General features: G+C 38.2%; 17 protein-coding genes. 9 read left to right on the top strand and 8 right to left on the bottom strand.

Translation table 11 applies throughout. The annotated features are described in order from the left end of the window. Positions 1 to 33 precede the first annotated feature (33 nt). Positions 34 to 720 (bottom strand): ATP-dependent Clp protease proteolytic subunit, encoded by a 687-nt coding sequence (locus A5482_RS04055; RefSeq protein ID WP_069791199.1) that lies wholly within the window; start codon positions 718 to 720, stop codon positions 34 to 36. Positions 721 to 865: 145 nt separating this feature from the next. Here A5482_RS04055 and A5482_RS04050 point away from each other — a divergent pair, with 145 nt between their 5' ends. Then, positions 866 to 1321: a DUF4079 domain-containing protein gene (locus A5482_RS04050; RefSeq protein WP_069791198.1), complete on the top strand. Its 456-nt coding sequence runs from the start codon at positions 866 to 868 to the stop codon at positions 1319 to 1321. A 234-nt stretch (positions 1322 to 1555) separates the two neighbouring features. Here the strand turns inward: A5482_RS04050 and lpdA are convergent, their stop codons facing one another. Continuing rightward, positions 1556 to 2974: a dihydrolipoyl dehydrogenase gene (gene lpdA, locus A5482_RS04045; protein ID WP_069791197.1), complete on the bottom strand. Its 1419-nt coding sequence runs from the start codon at positions 2972 to 2974 to the stop codon at positions 1556 to 1558. Between the two features lie 320 nt (positions 2975 to 3294). On the opposite strand from lpdA, the gene A5482_RS04040 reads away from it, so the two are divergent. The 3 genes from A5482_RS04040 to pgeF all read left to right on the top strand — a co-directional run bounded on the left by A5482_RS04040 (position 3295) and on the right by pgeF (position 4956). Next, positions 3295 to 3897 (top strand): diguanylate cyclase domain-containing protein, encoded by a 603-nt coding sequence (locus tag A5482_RS04040; RefSeq protein ID WP_071891720.1) that lies wholly within the window; start codon positions 3295 to 3297, stop codon positions 3895 to 3897. Next, positions 3797 to 4051 (top strand): diguanylate cyclase domain-containing protein, encoded by a 255-nt coding sequence (locus A5482_RS04035; protein WP_255365553.1) that lies wholly within the window; start codon positions 3797 to 3799, stop codon positions 4049 to 4051. The genes A5482_RS04040 and A5482_RS04035 overlap by 101 nt, the downstream gene beginning before the upstream one ends. 110 nt (positions 4052 to 4161) lie before the next feature. Beyond that, positions 4162 to 4956: a peptidoglycan editing factor PgeF gene (gene pgeF / locus A5482_RS04030; RefSeq protein ID WP_446684808.1), complete on the top strand. Its 795-nt coding sequence runs from the start codon at positions 4162 to 4164 to the stop codon at positions 4954 to 4956. A 29-nt stretch (positions 4957 to 4985) separates the two neighbouring features. Here the strand turns inward: pgeF and nusB are convergent, their stop codons facing one another. The 3 genes from nusB to rlmB form a co-directional block, all read right to left on the bottom strand. After that, positions 4986 to 5612: a transcription antitermination factor NusB gene (gene nusB / locus A5482_RS04025; protein ID WP_069791195.1), complete on the bottom strand. Its 627-nt coding sequence runs from the start codon at positions 5610 to 5612 to the stop codon at positions 4986 to 4988. Between the two features lie 80 nt (positions 5613 to 5692). Continuing rightward, the gene (locus A5482_RS04020; RefSeq protein WP_069791194.1) at positions 5693 to 5986 is read right to left on the bottom strand and encodes a DUF1816 domain-containing protein; all 294 of its coding nucleotides are present in this window, start codon (positions 5984 to 5986) and stop codon (positions 5693 to 5695) included. 150 nt (positions 5987 to 6136) lie between these two features. Continuing rightward, positions 6137 to 7030: a 23S rRNA (guanosine(2251)-2'-O)-methyltransferase RlmB gene (rlmB, locus tag A5482_RS04015; protein ID WP_069791193.1), complete on the bottom strand. Its 894-nt coding sequence runs from the start codon at positions 7028 to 7030 to the stop codon at positions 6137 to 6139. A 464-nt stretch (positions 7031 to 7494) separates the two neighbouring features. Here rlmB and A5482_RS04010 point away from each other — a divergent pair, with 464 nt between their 5' ends. Together A5482_RS04010 and cpcA are read left to right on the top strand one after the other, a co-directional pair. Beyond that, positions 7495 to 8013 (top strand): phycocyanin subunit beta, encoded by a 519-nt coding sequence (locus tag A5482_RS04010; RefSeq protein ID WP_069791192.1) that lies wholly within the window; start codon positions 7495 to 7497, stop codon positions 8011 to 8013. Between the two features lie 71 nt (positions 8014 to 8084). After that, entirely contained in the window at positions 8085 to 8573 is a 489-nt protein-coding gene (gene cpcA, locus A5482_RS04005; protein WP_069791191.1) for a phycocyanin subunit alpha, read from the top strand. Positions 8574 to 8761: 188 nt separating this feature from the next. Here the strand turns inward: cpcA and patD are convergent, their stop codons facing one another. After that, positions 8762 to 9139 (bottom strand): heterocyst frequency control protein PatD, encoded by a 378-nt coding sequence (gene patD / locus A5482_RS04000; RefSeq protein WP_141712687.1) that lies wholly within the window; start codon positions 9137 to 9139, stop codon positions 8762 to 8764. A gap of 319 nt (positions 9140 to 9458) precedes the next feature. On the opposite strand from patD, the gene A5482_RS03995 reads away from it, so the two are divergent. Further along, the gene (locus tag A5482_RS03995) at positions 9459 to 11699 is read left to right on the top strand and encodes a RelA/SpoT family protein (RefSeq protein ID WP_069791189.1); all 2241 of its coding nucleotides are present in this window, start codon (positions 9459 to 9461) and stop codon (positions 11697 to 11699) included. A gap of 190 nt (positions 11700 to 11889) precedes the next feature. Beyond that, positions 11890 to 13131 carry an FIST signal transduction protein gene (locus A5482_RS03990; RefSeq protein WP_069791188.1) on the top strand — a complete coding sequence of 414 codons (1242 nt, stop codon included), beginning with the start codon at positions 11890 to 11892 and terminating at the stop codon, positions 13129 to 13131. 43 nt (positions 13132 to 13174) lie between these two features. Here A5482_RS03990 and A5482_RS03985 read toward each other — a convergent pair whose 3' ends face one another. Further along, a complete protein-coding gene (locus tag A5482_RS03985; RefSeq protein ID WP_069791187.1) occupies positions 13175 to 14263 on the bottom strand; it encodes a sulfate/molybdate ABC transporter ATP-binding protein in 1089 nt (362 codons plus the stop codon). Positions 14264 to 14337: 74 nt separating this feature from the next. Then, positions 14338 to 14832 carry an ATPase gene (locus tag A5482_RS03980; RefSeq protein ID WP_069791186.1) on the bottom strand — a complete coding sequence of 165 codons (495 nt, stop codon included), beginning with the start codon at positions 14830 to 14832 and terminating at the stop codon, positions 14338 to 14340. Positions 14833 to 15028: 196 nt separating this feature from the next. On the opposite strand from A5482_RS03980, the gene A5482_RS03975 reads away from it, so the two are divergent. After that, a complete protein-coding gene (locus A5482_RS03975; RefSeq protein ID WP_069791185.1) occupies positions 15029 to 16162 on the top strand; it encodes a hypothetical protein in 1134 nt (377 codons plus the stop codon). The last annotated feature ends 57 nt before the right edge of the window (positions 16163 to 16219 follow it).

Here is a 16219-nt window from a genome sequence, read left to right as displayed (position 1 = left end):
AGATATATGGGCGATCGCCCCTTATTTTAAGGGTTAAATAGTAGTTAGGGCGGGGGATGGTAAGTCTTTGCTACTTTCTAAGACGCGATCGATTAATCCATATTCCTTTGCCTGTTGAGGATTCATGTAGAACATGCGATCGGTATCTTTTTCTACTTTTTCCACTGGTTGCCCAGTTTTATCAGCCAAAATATTCATCATTACCCTTTTATTGGTAATAACTTCTCTGGCTCTAATTTGAATATCCGTAGCTTGTCCTTGCGCCCCTTGACGAGATTGGTGTAAGATGATGGTTGCATTAGGTAAACTCGCCCGACATCCTTTTGTGCCAGAAGCCAAAATCATCGCTGCCGTACCCATGGCTTGACCTAAGCAAATGGTATGCACAGGGGGTTTAATGTAGCTCATGGTGTCACAAATAGCAAAAGCCTCGGTTTCAAAACCAATGGAATCGCCACCATACCAAGATGTCCCAGTGGAATTGATATATAGATAAATAGGTTTATCGGGATCATCAAATTGTAAAAATAACAATTGAGCAATGATTAATTCTGTCACGTCAAGACCAATTTGATCCTTATATTCATCAGGAGAAACAAGGGGTAAACCCAAATAAACAATTCTCTCCTTCAACAATAATGAAGGTAAGTCCGGGGGTGGTGTACGATAGGAAGCATCACCTCGGTAGGGTGCTTGTACTGCTTGAATAGGTGAATTCATATTCTTTTTTCTCACTTTGAGCTTAAACTATCTCCTTTTGATTGTGACATAATCTCGGTACTCTGTGCATTTACGGGATTTGCTACTTTTATGTTAACTTATATTAAGTTTTATAATTAGTTTTTAGATCGATTGAGGAAAACAAATGGAATCAGTTAAAGTATGGTCACAGTTTGCCCATCCCGTTTTAATGTGGGTGTTATTCGGTACGGCAATTTATTCCCTTTATTTAGGTATTAAGGTAAAGCGTCTTCGTCAGGCAGACAAGGAAGAAAGAAAAGAATTAATCAAAGGTAATTTTATCAACCGTCATCACAAAGTAGGCTCTTTGTTTATGGCTTTAATCGTTTTCGGTACTGTGGGCGGTATGGCTGTTACTTATATTAACAGTGGTAAATTGTTTGTAGGGCCTCACCTTCTCGCTGGTTTAGGTATGATGGCCATGGTGACTACTTCTGCTTCTTTGGTACCTTACATGCAAAAAGGTAATAGTGTCGCTCGTTTATCCCATGTGGGTTTAAATATGACCATGTTAGGTATTTTTGCTTGGCAGGCGTTTACTGGGGTGCAAATTGTTCAAAAGATTATCGAAAGAATGTAGGCAGAAGAGTAATTGATAATTGAGAATGTATAATTCATAATAAATTTTTATCAAATACAACACTCGAAATAATTACTTGTAATAAAAGTCCCCCATAATTTGGGGGATTTGTTTAGGGAATTACATAGTACAAGATCCGTAAAAAAATATACTAATAAAACGAACAATGGGCTCGGGGCCCATTGCCAATAAACGATAAATGCAAGTATGGTTCAAAAACCCGAGATGATATGCTTAACTAGCTCGTTTGTAAGCCTCATCAAGCACTTCAGAAAGGGTAGGATGGGCATGAACATTAAAAGCTAATTCGTGGACTGATTGACGAGATGCGATCGCATTTGCCGCCTCTTGAATCAAATCAGAAGCATGGATACCAATAATATGTACCCCTAACAACTCTCCTGTATCCTTACGGTAAATAACCTTGGCGATACCATCAGTTTCTTTCTCCGCTAACGCCTTAGAATTCGCCTTAAAGTAAGTTTTAGCCGTTCCCACTTCAAAACCTTCATTTTTGCCCAACTCCTTGGCTTGAGGCTCATTAAGCCCCACATAGCTAATTTCAGGATGGGTAAAAGCAGCGGCCGGAATACTACGATAATCGATGGTTTTTTCATTGCCACACATATTCTCTACCGCTACAATTCCTTGCCCAGAAGCCGCATGGGCTAACATCATTTTGCCATTAGCATCACCCACTGCCCAGAGATGGGGTACTACCTCACCATCTTTTAACACTTGCATTTTGTCATTGACAGGGACAAAACCTCTTTCAGTTTCGATGCCTAAGTTTTCTAAGCCCAGATTTTTGGTGGCAGGAATGCGCCCCGTGGCTACCAAACAGGCATCCACTTCCAACACTTCCACCACTTCCTTGGTTTTCGCATCGGTTAACTCAATCATTACAGGGGTACCAGGGATTACCTTGGTGGCGAATACACCCGTATAGGTTTCAATGTCACGACTGCTGATTAATACCTTTTGGGCGATTTTAGCAATATCGGGGTCAAAAGTGGGCATTAAGTTATCCATGGCTTCAATCATGGTAATTTCTGAGCCAAGGGCAGTATAAACATCAGCAAATTCTAAGCCGATATAACCACTACCAATCACCGCTATCCATTGGGGCAAAGACTCCAATCTTACGGCATCATCGCTGGTATATACAGTTTTACCATCAATCTCTACACCCCTTGGCACAAAAGGCACTGAGCCTGGGCAGAGCATAATTTCTTTGGCGGTAATGGTTTTTTCCCCTGATTCAGTTTCTACCGCTATCTTTTGGGGGGCAACCACTTTTCCCCAACCTCTGATGGTTTCAACCTTTAATCTTTTTAAACTATTGGTTAAGTCTCCCCTAATTTTACTTACTAAATCATTGGCATGATGGGCGATCGCACTGCGGTCAAAAGTAATATCACCAACACTTACACCCATTTCCTGTAGATGGGAAGTATCAGCCAATTCCCGAACCTTGCCAGAAGCTGCCAAAAGAGCCTTAGAAGGAATACAACCACGGTTAACACAAGTACCACCCATATCAGCCGCTTCGATGATGGCAGTCTTTAAACCCATCTTAACGGCGTGTAAAGCAGCACCATGGCCACCCACACCAGCACCAATAATAACTAAATCATAATCAAATTGACTCATAATTTTTTATATTTAACGAGAGTTTCAATCTCTCTATTTTACTTATATCTGCACCTCTGGATGATGGATAATGGATAATGGATAATAAACCATTAGACTTGTTGCGAATTAAATATCTGCGTATCTGAAACCCTTGTTAAATTAGGACTGAATCTTTCAAAAAACCTATTTCGCAACAACTCTATTAAACTTTAATTCATTTTTTCTGCTTATTTTACCTCCTCATCACTGGGTAAATAGTTTTACATAGCAATTATTTTTATTAAGTATTTTCATTTAAACCAACTACATAATAAATATTTTTTACTTCTTCATCTCTTATGCAACCATTCACCTCTCTGCGCTTTAAAATCATTGTTCTTTTCGTTGCTCCCCTTGTTATTAGCGTTAGCTTAGTGGGTTATGTTTCCTTCCAGAATAGTAGTAAAGCTGTGGAAGAAATTGCCCTACAAATACCCATAGAAATAAACAGTAAAATATCACAACAACTAAATAATTATTTATCCCAACCCTTAAACATTAATCTACGAAATCTGGACAACCGTGACTTAGGAATCCTCAACTATGAAGACTTTGATTTGATGGAAAGATACCTGTGGAAACAAATTAATAGTTCTCCAAAAAATGAGTGGCAAAGACATCTGAGACAGGAAAATCATTTATCCGTTATTATGGCGGATGTGGATTTTTTTAAGGCTTATAATGACGGTTATGGGCATCTACAGGGGGATAAGTGCTTGAGAAAAATTGCCCATTCTCTTAGTGCTGTGGTGAGTGAAACGCCCAGGGGAATTAGTGGCACGATTTGGAGGGGAGGAATTTATTATTATTTTACCCTATACTTGCACCCAAGATGCGATCGCAATGGGGAAGTTAATCCAAGAAAATATCAAAAGTTTAGAATTAAAACACGAATATTCTGATGTAAGTAATCAAATAACATTAAGTATGGGTATTACAACCACAATTCCCACTCAAAATCATTCATCTTCAGATTTAATTGCACTAGCTGATAAGGCCCTTTATTTAGCCAAAGAAAATGGTAGAAACTCTATTATTGCCAAGGAATTGAATTAATATTTTTTCGAGGATTATAATTAGTAAAATAATTTTGGTTAAATAGTGAGAAATTTGATTAAAATATAAGAAATTTATTTTTATTGATTATTATCAAAAATCATCCCACCATGACCTATTCATCATCTCATGCTTCTCCGTGGCAATGGAAATCTACTTCCCAAGGAGAATTTTTGACCTGTGAATTGTTAAAAGATTGGTGTCATGGTTTTTTTTCAGTGGATTTTGCAGGGCAACCACCCAAGGTTTTGAGCCAATATCTGGATGATTCGGCAAAGGCTTTTCGTCTCAAACAAATTCACACTAATATTATTTTTTCCACCTCGGCGGTAGAAGTGAGGAAGGATGAGAAGGGTAATGTTATCTATTCTCAGGGAGATGGCATTATTACGGAAAAACCCCTAGAGTCGGTATGGGTGGCTAGTGCTGATTGTACCCCAGTTTTGATGGCCGATCGCACTTTAGGAAAAGTATGTGCCATTCATTCTGGGTGGCGTGGCACTGCTTCAGAAATCGTCCCTGATGCGATCGCACTTTTCGACCAGTTAGGCTCAAAAAAAGAAGACTTACTCTTTGCCCTAGGGCCGGCTATTCATGGAGAAGTGTATCAAGTGGATATTCCTGTGGCATTACAGGTATTATCAACCATTTTTGAAGGCACAGACCAAGAAATTTTGACCCAAGGTTACAACTCCCTCAACAAAGTTATTTTAGAGGACAATGAAGAAGGTAAGGTAAGGTTAAACGTAACCCAAGTAATAAATACTCAAATACAACAAAAGGGTATCGAAAAAGAACAAATTGCGATCGCCCCTTATTGCACCTATCAAAACCCTGAGCGGTTTTTTTCCTACCGTCGCACCCACGAAAAAAATATCCAATGGTCTGGAATTGTTGCTAAATAGTAAAAGTTTTAAATTCTACCACCCAACACCTACTTCGTAAGTTGATCACTAATTTTTCTTAAAACGCCATTAATAAAACGGAAACCATCATCATCAGAATAGGTTTTTGCCATTTCCACCGCCTCATTAATAGCCACCTTTGGCTCAATTTGTAAAAAAGCCATTTCCGCAACCGCAATGCGCAAAATATTACCGTCAATTAGAGACAAACGATTAAGTTTCCAATCAATCATTACATCGTCCAACATTTGGTTAATTTCCCCCTGACGACGATTAACAGTGGTAATTAACTCGATAGCATATTCCCTCACTTGTGCCTGTTGAGAAAGTTGGACAAATTCAGGTAACTCTAACACAGTACCAAGACGGTTAATAGCTTTTTGGGTAAAGGCGATCGCATCTTTTAACATTTCCTTGGCACTACCCACATTAGTGGTGCGAGTTTCACTCTTAAAAATCTGTTCATTACTGCGATTCAACTCATCAGAAGCAGTTTCCAAAGCATTTTCTACCTCTGTGGTCAAACTACGGATTGCCCCTAACAATAAATCATTAATTTCTAACTGCTCTATCTTTTCCGCATTGCCACGGAATTGAGCTAAACTAAGCAGTGCCAAAACTCTGGCGGTTCTTCTGGGTTGTTGTCTAATGGGCATTTTTTACTGGGGTAAAATCTTGTGATAGTGACCGAAGGCTATAAGATTATACCCCAAGATAGAGAATAAATGAATAATAATTACAAGTTTAAAGAAGGTTGGCCTGAAACCTTAACCCTTTGAGAAGGCTCATTAAATTCCCCTAACTCTTCAAAAATAGTTAATTCTGTGGGTTTAAATCTTTTCATGGAAATTTTAATTTCCTTTGCCCCTTCTTCCAGTAAATCATCAATATAACCCTGTTGGTTTTCCCTAGCTTCTTTTTTCGTCAAAAACGGTCCAAAATAATAGGTACACCTAGGATTTTCCGTAGTTAGTTTCATCCAACAAGCCAATCCCAAAAAGTTGAGAATTTGAATTAAAAGTTCCTTCATAAATGACACCTCGATAGTGGTATTTGTCTAAGTTTAATCTTATTTATATCTTGCTAACCAAAAGTTTTTGAAGCGCATGAGAAATAATCTTTCCCTCTTACTTAACTTTAGTCCTTGATTTTGGGATTGACAAGGGGGGCATTTACCCAGTTATTTAGCCTCACGGACTAATTTTTGACGACACACTTCATATAGACAGATAGCCGTTGCCACAGAAGCATTTAAACTAGGGGTTTTCCCTGTCATGGGAATAGATACTAAAAAGTCGCAAGATTTAGCCACGGATTGACTTAATCCCTTATCCTCAGAACCTATAACCAAACCTACCGCCCCTTGCAATTTTGTATTGTGTAAATAGTTACCGCTTTCGGCTACGGTGCCATAAATCCAAAATCCTGCTTCTTGTAGTTGGGAAATGGCTTGGTTAAGGTTGATTACTCTGGTGACGGGGAAATGTTCTAATGCTCCCGCTGCTACTTTCATGACGGTGGAGTTTACCCCCGCGGCTCTTCTTTGGGGAATAATTAATCCTTGCATTCCGAGGGCTTCCCCTGTACGAATTATGGCTCCAAGGTTATGGGGATCACTGATCCCATCAGCTATAATGATTAGAGGGTTTTGGGTTTGGGCTTTTGCTTGGGAAATTAATTGCTCTAATTCTACATATTCGTAAGGGGCAACGGTAACGGCAATGCCCTGATGGTTGGCAAAGTTGGTTACTTGACTGATTCTTTTGGAGTCAACTATATCGATGACAGCGCCGTTACTTTTTGCTTCTTGGATTAGGTCTTCAAACCTTCTGTCATGGGCAATTTTACCCGTTACATAGATACGGTTTAAGGTGCGATCGCCCTTTAAAACTTCTAATACAGGATAACACCCATAAATCAAATCCTGATGACTTTCTTCTGTTTCTGAAACCATATCATCACTTTTTTGGGGCTTTAAACGAGGGGCATCATCCCTTTTACGAGGAATTTTTTGATCCCCATAGGAATTTTTTGGAGAAAATGATTCTTGCTTCTTTCTAGGACGAGGTTTCATAAGAGTTAAATTAATAAATAGTTAATAAAATAAAGATAAATTCTAGTTCTACATTTATCAACGAGAAAATGTTGATTCATTGTCATTATCCATCATCCATTCTTAATTATCAATTAAAGGACTTGTTAATAGTTGTACATTCCTAGGTTTATTAATATTTACCCATTTTAGTATTAACAAATGTAAAGAAGTTAGAGGGAAAAATTAACATGACGTAACGTTAAAAAGACCGGGAAAGATGTATAACAGTATTCGGGAAGTAAAAAAAGACCCATTGACAAAAAACAAATGTAAAAAAATTAAGTTTCTTTACAAATGCTTAACAAAAACTTGGTTTTAAGCTCATAATGTAGGAAACTAATTTGCAAGGGTTTACTCCCAAGGTTTAACGAAAAAAAAAGTTAAATCAAATTTAATAAAACAAACACTAACAAAACTAATTCAATTTAGGAGATTAACTTAAAATGTACGACGCATTCACAAGGGTTGTTTCTCAAGCTGACGCTCGTGGAGAGTTCCTATCTACCTCTCAAATCGATGCTCTAAGCCAAATGGTTGCCGAAAGCAACAAGCGTATGGATACCGTTAACCGTATCACCAGCAACGCTTCTGCTATCGTTACCAACGCAGCTCGTTCCTTATTTGCTGAACAGCCTCAACTAATCGCTCCTGGTGGAAACGCTTACACCAGCCGTCGTATGGCAGCTTGTCTTCGTGACATGGAAATCATCTTACGTTACGTTACCTACGCTATTTTCTCTGGTGACGCTTCCGTATTAGAAGATCGTTGTTTAAATGGACTTCGTGAAACCTACCTAGCATTAGGTACTCCTGGATCTTCCGTTGCTGTTGGCGTACAAAAAATGAAAGACGCTGCTTTAGCAATTGCTAACGACACCAACAATATCACCCTTGGTGATTGTAGCCAATTAATGGCTGAAGTTGCTACCTATTTTGACCGTGCTGCTGCTGCAGTAGCGTAATTAAATAGCTACCAAAAAGTTAAAAAATCATTTCGTTAACACATACAAAAATTTAAGGAGAATATTAGACAATGAAAACCCCTTTAACTGAAGCAGTATCCGCAGCAGATTCTCAAGGTCGTTTCCTCAGCAGCACCGAAATCCAAACCGCTTTCGGTCGTTTCCGTCAAGCTACCGCTAGTTTAACTGCGGCTAAGTCTTTAACTGAAAACGCTCAACGTTTAGTTGATGGCGCTGCTAACGCTGTTTACAGCAAATTCCCTTACACCACTTCTACCCCTGGTGCTAACTACGCTTCTACCTCTGAAGGTAAAGCAAAATGTTCTCGTGACATCGGTTACTACCTACGTATGGTTACCTACTGTTTAGTAGCTGGTGGAACTGGTCCTATGGATGAGTATTTAATCGCTGGTATCGATGAAATCAACCGTAGCTTCGAGTTATCTCCTAGCTGGTACATCGAGGCTTTAAAATATATCAAAGCTAACCACGGTTTAAGTGGAGATCCTGCTGTAGAAGCTAACTCCTACCTCGACTACGCTATCAACGCTCTCAGCTAATTTTTAGCTTTGAAATGATAACGAGTCTTTAACAAAAATCCTTGTTAAATCAAGGTTGAAATAATAAACATTCATCGCCTGAGATGGTTTGCGAATACGGATTTAACTCTTGTGTTTGTTGACTTTTTCAGGCGATGTTGGCTTTACGTTAATGGATAATTGACAGTTAAACAACTTTATACCATTGCCTATTGCCCATTGCCCATTGCCTTATTTAACAAATGTTCGCTAAGGGCGATCGCACCTTGTAACTTTTCATTGATACTATTAGCTTTAAGGTGTTTAGTTTGGGGTTGTTTGGCCGATGCAAAAAATAACAACTCCGTGTTTAGAAGACGAATAAAACGATAACTTTCCGTTTGCCAAGACTGCCATAGAGAAATATTATCTGGGGGAAAATCATCATCAGAAAGCCCCATAATTTGTGAGTGTAAAAACTCATTAATTTTTTGCCATATAGGAGTTTGATAATAATTGTTTATTTCTTGTAAAAGCCATTGACTTTGAAAATCTTTAAGTAAAAATACCCAATTCTTCACCATAGAAAAATGTGATTTAGATAACATTGTTTTTATATTGCGTTACAATCATATAATTAAGCGTTTTTGATTATACTTAGATTAAAGTCTCTTTTCGGCAACCGAGAAAGTCAAAAACATAAACAATCTCAAGGTTTCCCGTAGAGTAAAACATTACCATCAACATTACTTAATTTAAGTAAATCTCCATTGTTTTTCTAAAACTAAAAAACATACTATCTATCTTCCCTTATTTCAAACATCATTAAAACAAACTCCCTCATCAAGAGGCTATAGAGTTAAATTTAATGAAAAAAATTAGGGAAAAATTGGAATATTTTAACCACTACCCCAAAAATATAACCCTATGACTGTCGCAACTCCTAGTAAAGATAAAGAAAAAAAAATCCATCTTCCAGAATGGCTAAACCAATGTATGATCGGGGATCAAAATGATCCCCACAATAACCTTATTTGTAAAGCCTTTGAATATGCCTACAAACTCCACGAAGGGCAGTATCGCAAATCAGGGGAGGCTTATATCATCCATCCCATCGCCGTTGCCGAATTATTAAGAGAATTGGGCGGAGACGCAGAGATGATAGCCGCTGGTTTTCTCCATGATGTAGTAGAAGATAACGAAGACATTACCCCTGACGACATAGAAGAATTATTTGGTCATAGTGTTAGACAATTAGTAGAAGCTGTCACCAAACTATCAAAATTTAACTTTTCCAACAAAACCGAAAGACAGGCCGAGAATTTTCGTCGAATGTTTCTGGCCATGGCGCAAGATATAAGAGTAATTGTGGTGAAACTTGCCGATAGACTGCACAATATGCGCACCCTAGACTTTTTAGCCTCAGACAAGCAAAAATTAATCGCCACGGAAACCAAAGAAATTTTTGCCCCCCTAGCCAATCGTCTGGGAATGTGGCAGTTTAAATGGGAATTAGAAGACTTAAGTTTTAAATACCTACACGCAGAAGATTATCAAAATATTCGTAATCTAATTTCTGAGAGAAGAAGCGATAGAGAAACAAGAATCAATCAAGTTATCGACATTGTCAATGAAGGGTTAAAAGAGTCTAATATTAATCCCATCGAAGTAAAAGGGCGCCCTAAACATCTCTATGGCATCTATGAAAAGATGCAGAGACAACAAAAAGAATTTGACCAAATTTTTGACATTGCCGCCCTGCGTATTATCGTTAACACCAAACAAGAATGTTATCAAGCCCTTGCGGTGGTGCATGATGCTTTCCGCCCCATTCCAGGTAGGTTTAAGGACTATATCGGCTTACCGAAACCTAACCTTTATCAATCTTTGCATACCACCGTAGTTAGTTTAAATGGGCGCCCCCTCGAAGTTCAAATCCGCACCATGGAAATGCACCATATCGCTGAATATGGGATTGCTGCCCATTGGAAATATAAGGAAGCGGGTAATTCTCAGAATACTAATTTGTCTAATGATGAACAAAAGTTTACTTGGTTAAGGCAACTTTTGGACTGGCAAAAGGATTTGAAGGATGCGGAGGAGTATGTTGATAACCTTAAGGAAAATCTTTTTGATGATGATGTGTATGTATTTACTCCCCAAGGGGCTTTAATTTCTCTTAATCGTGGCTCTACGGCGGTGGATTTTGCCTATCGTATTCACTCAGAAGTGGGAAACCATATGAAGGGGGCAAAGATAAATGGTCGTTGGCTGCCTATGGATCGTATTTTGGAAAATGGGGATATTGTAGAAATTATTACGGCAAATAATGCCCATCCTAGTCTTGATTGGCTTAATTTTGTTAAAACTCCTACTGCCCGTAACCGCATCCGTCAATGGTATAAGTTATCTCACCGTGATGAAAATATTGCGAGGGGTAGGGATTTATTGGAAAAAGAGTTGGGTAAGAATGGTTTGGAATCTTTGATTAAGTCTGACACCATGATGAAGGTTGCCCAAAAGTGTAATTTTCACAAGGTAGATGATTTGTTGGTGGCTTTGGGTTATGGGGAGATTACTTCTACTCAGGTAATCAACCGTTTGCGGGAAGAAAATAAGGAGCAATCGGTTAGTAAGCCCACTAGCCTTGAGGAGGAGACTCTCTTAACTTCTGCCCAGATTAACCATAAGCATTATAAAGAAATTGATGCTACTAAATATCCTATTGCGGGGATTGAGGGTTTAGAATATCATATTGCGGGGTGTTGTCGCCCTGTGCCTGGAGAGTCTATTGTGGGGGTGATTACCCATCAACGGGCTATTTCGATTCATCATCATGATTGTCCTAATTTGGCAAATGTTAAAGGCGATCGCTTTATTCCTGTAAAATGGAATAGTCAACCAAAATCTAACCGTGCTTTGACATATCCTGTGGATTTAATCGTTAAAACCATCGATAGGGTAGGTGTTTTACGAGATATTCTCGGTAGATTAAGTGACTACCATATTAATGTTAGTAATGCTTCTGTAAAAACTGACCTTGGCAACCCTGCTTCTATTTTTCTTACCCTCGATGTGAAAGATTCGGAACAATTAGGCAGTGTGATACAAAAAATCAAAAATATTAGTGATGTACTTAATATTCATCGTGTTAGTGATATACAATAATCGAACTTCACTTTCCCTTTAGTCCTAACCTCTCTCCCTAAGGGTGAGGGGTTTTTGTTTGTACGAAAAGCAAGGGCATGAAAATAATTGACAAGAGGCGAGCAAAAGTTAATAATTAGAGGTTGATGCTGTTGTATAAGACAGTTAGACAAATATTAATGGACTAGATTCCATCCATTTTAAAATGCCTATGTCACAAAAAATTCAGTGGATTAATGCCCTTTCTGTTCAATCATCTTTAGAAAAAGCAGTCGATGAGGTGGTGGAAAAATTACAGGAACGTTTGACTGGCAATCCAGATTTGGGCATTTTATTTATTTCCTCTGCTTTTGCCAGTGATTATGCAAGGTTATTGCCTTTATTGTTAGATAAATTTCCCATTGGTTATCTCATTGGTTGCGGTGGTGGAGGTATTGTGGGTATGGAAGATGAGGAGCAACCTGCGGAGGTGGAGTCTAGCCCCGCCCTTAGTTTGACTGTGGCTTGTTTACCTGATGTGGATTTGAATTTATTCCACATTCTTCCTGATGATTTGCCAGACTCTGATAGTCCGCCCCAAGAGTGGTGGAACATGGTGGGAGTGCCTCCCGAAGAAAAACCCAATTTTATTTTATTGTCTGATCCTTTTTCGGGAGCGACGAATGAGTTAATCGAAGGGTTAGATTATGCTTATCCTGGCGCTATTAAAGTCGGGGGTTTGGCTAGTTCTAGCACTATGGGGGTAGCTAGTGGTTTATTTTATCGTACTCCTGATGAGCCAGAAGGGTGTTTTGCGACTCAAGGAACTATTGGTCTGGCTATGAGTGGTAAGATTGTGGTGGAGTCCATTGTGGCTCAAGGATGTCGCTCTATCGGTAAGATTTATCAGGTGACGAAGGGAGAAAGAAATATTATTTTAGAGTTGACTGATAATCAGGGTAATACGGATTCTCCTCTCAATTTTTTGCGAGAGTTGGTTAATGATTTGGATACGGAGGATCAAGAATTGGCTCAACACTCCCTATTTATAGGTATTGCAAGGGATGAGTTTAAGTTGGAATTAAATCATGGGGATTTTTTGATTCGTAATTTGATGGGGGTTGATCCTAAACACGGTGCGATCGCAGTGGGCGATCGCATCAGGGCAGGGCAAAGGATACGTTTTCATCTCCGTGATGGTAACGCCTCAGCGGAAGACTTAGAAACCCTCCTTGATAATTATTGTGACCTCAAAGACGAACTCCCTGCGGTAGGTGCGCTGATGTTTTCTTGTATGGGTAGGGGAGAAGGATTGTACGGAGAGCCTAATTTTGACTCGGAATTACTATTAGATTACTTTGTAGATATTCCCGTATCAGGATTCTTCTGCAACGGTGAAATTGGCCCTGTGGGCGGTTCAACCTTTGTCCATGGTTATACTTCTGTATTTGCTATTTTTTCCCAACCAGAATAGGAGATTGCCCCTAAATCCCCCAGTGTTGGAAGATTTATAAATTTTAATCAGACATTAAAAACAACTGCATGGGATTAAACTTGACGTGCCAAGGAAAGGAACTATTTTTCAAAGTTAACCATTTATCCTGAGAAACTTCTATCTGTACATCATAAGTATCATCCATGGGCGGAGTATGTAAATGGAGAAAAAGAATCATTTTTTCTGGGGTTTCCTGACTTTTGATTAACCAACAAGGGAAAATATTTTCACCGCAACCATCACTAACTATTTTTAAATGATGTCCTCTGATGCCCACATGGGTAAATGAAGAAGGTATGGGTGCAGATACTTTTAATCGACATTGCCAATCTATTGCCTCTATTTCATCAGGAGAAATCATCCTTGCCTTAGATATATTTTTACATCCTGTTAATTGGGCTACCTGAACATGAGAAGGACGATCAAAAATCGATTTTTTATCATTAAGGGCGATCCCGAAGGGATCTGCTTCGCAGCACGTCTTTCCTTGGTAAATCACTAATAAATGCTCACAAATGGCGTAAACTTCCTCTAAATTGTGGGTAATAAAAAGAGTGATGCCCCCATAATTATTGAGAATTTCCAATAGTTGTTCCTGTAATTGTTGTCTTAAATAGCTGTCAAGGGCAGAGAAAGGCTCATCTAACAATAAAATCTGTGGCTTCACCGCCAAAGCTCTTGCAAGGGCAACTCGTTGCTGTTGTCCTCCCGATAACTGTTGAGGATAACGATTTTCTAAGCCAAAAAGCCGAAATTTACTGATATATTCATTTAAAAGATAATCCCGTTGAGGACATGGTAATTTTCTGATACCGTAGGTAATATTTTCCGCTACGGTTAAATGGGGAAATAGAGCATAATTTTGAAATACCATTCCTACCCGACGAGCAGAAATAGGAAGATTAATTTTTTGACTAGAATCAAACAAAACTTTTCCATTGAGGACAATTTTCCCTTTTTGGGGAGTTTCCATCCCTGCAATGCAACGTAGAGTCATAGTTTTACCTGAACCAGAAGCACCTAATATCCCCAATATTCCTTCTTCTAGTTGGAAATTAATATTTAATGGGTAACTAGCTAGGGGTTTATAAATGTTTACCGAAAGTGTCATTTGTAATTAGGGATTGCTGGAAAAGTGAAGTCGTGACGGTGGTGGGTGGAGAATAATGAAGCAGATACATTGTATTAATAATCTAATTTTTTAAGCCACTTTTGAACTAAATCTAAGGGAAGTTTTAAAATTTTAGCAATCTGTTCAATGTTTAGCCCTTCTTTCATTAATTCCATTGCAATTTCTTGCTTAATTTCTTTCTCTAGGGAAGATAATATGGTCTTATTTTCCAATTTTTCTTCACAAAAATTATTATTAATAGATATAATATTTTTTACATTTATGGGGTTAGAAAAATTTTGGTAGTAATATCTTTCAAAACTTGATTGGAAATTTGATTTACTAACTTTTTCTCCGATAATCACTGATAAAGTTTGCCATAACTTACCTGCTATATCCCTTACATACTTTTCAGAGTGATGATGTGTCTTCCCAATTTCTCGATACTTTTTATGATTGATAACTCCTTCTAATATCTGACATTGAAGGTCATCTAAATGTTCTCCTGTATTAGAGAATATAAGCTCATCTATATTAAATATCAAGCATTGAACATCAAAAGTACTCATAAGGCAAACATAGAATGAGTATTTATAGGGCTTTTATCCAACATTATAAGACAGAAAAAGATTTACAGTTTACTTATTTTATTTGAGATTTTTGTTACATTTCTTGACACTGTTTTACATAGTTTTATAAGGCTTTTTAGGTCTTGAAAATTAATTATGGGGTACTTATACTCTGGATAAAATTCAAATAAAAAACATGAAAAAAAAGACCTTAACAACTATTATAGGAACAGCTACAGTTCTGACAACAATAGTCATTCAAACTAACTCAGCTTCAGCACAGACAGCTTTTGGTTATAGCAGTTATTCTGTTGCACACAATTTTAGGATTAATTTTGGAAGTAATACTAATGTTAACTTATTGGGTGCTGTTGCATTTGGAGATGCTCGATGTGTTAATCCTTTTAAATTTGACGATTATTTTGATTCAGCTATCACATTTCCATCCGTTACAGTTCAGGGAAATGCTAGTGCTAATTGTAATGGGGCAATAGCTCAATCAAGTTCAATGGCAACTGGTTCAATAGTGGAAAATGTTTTAACAGGTCAAACCTCAGCCACAGGATATGCCTTTGCCGTTTCTCCTCCCGGGGGGTTTGCTAGAGCAAGGAGTGGAGCTGCGTTAACAGCTGGTCAATTAGGAATTAATCCCAATGGACAAATTTTTTGGCAACCTTTATTTTGGGACTATGTTTCTGGGCAAGGTTCAGCTTTTGCCAGCACTCCGAGATTAAGAGATCCTATAGCTTACACAATTATAGACCCCAATACAAACGAAATAATACTTGAAGGTAGTCTTTTGGACATTTCAGCTGAATTTGATGGTTTGGGATCAAGTGTTGAGTGGGGATTTTCAGGTAGTCCTGATCCAGCAGTCTCTGGCAACGAATCTCCCAGCGTCGATGATAACCTTAATATTAACTTTCTAAATAATGGTTTATTTAAAATTGATCTTACAGATCAAGCAATTAGTAATCCAGGATTATTAGACTTGGCGTGTGAAAATGGTCTTGTCAAGACTTTTAATGCTTCAGGAAGATTTTCTGGAGTTTTTAATTTTTTCCCGACAGTCGGGAAAGAATGTAATACCTCAATTCCACTCTCGTTACTAAATCTTGATATTGATTATGACTTTACTGATATAATTCCTGCATCAGAGGTTAATTTGCGTTTTGAATTGGGGGGTGATGGAGAAGGTGTTGCAAGGACTTCCGAACCTTCCTCAACCATAAATCTCCTTCTGCTAGGAATTTTTGGTGTGGGGGTAACTTTCAAACGTAAACTAAAACTTTCTAAATCTATGGACAAAGAGTCAACAAATATTGGCTAAATCATCTTTTAACATAACTAATTCCCCCTTTAACTGAATAGGTTGAAGGGTACTTTT

The sequence above is a fragment of the Cyanobacterium sp. IPPAS B-1200 genome, assembly GCF_001747005.2.
Lineage (GTDB): Bacteria > Cyanobacteriota > Cyanobacteriia > Cyanobacteriales > Cyanobacteriaceae > Cyanobacterium.
The sequence above is the reverse complement of the archived record's forward strand: the minus strand, read 5'-3'. Positions and strand labels throughout refer to the sequence as shown.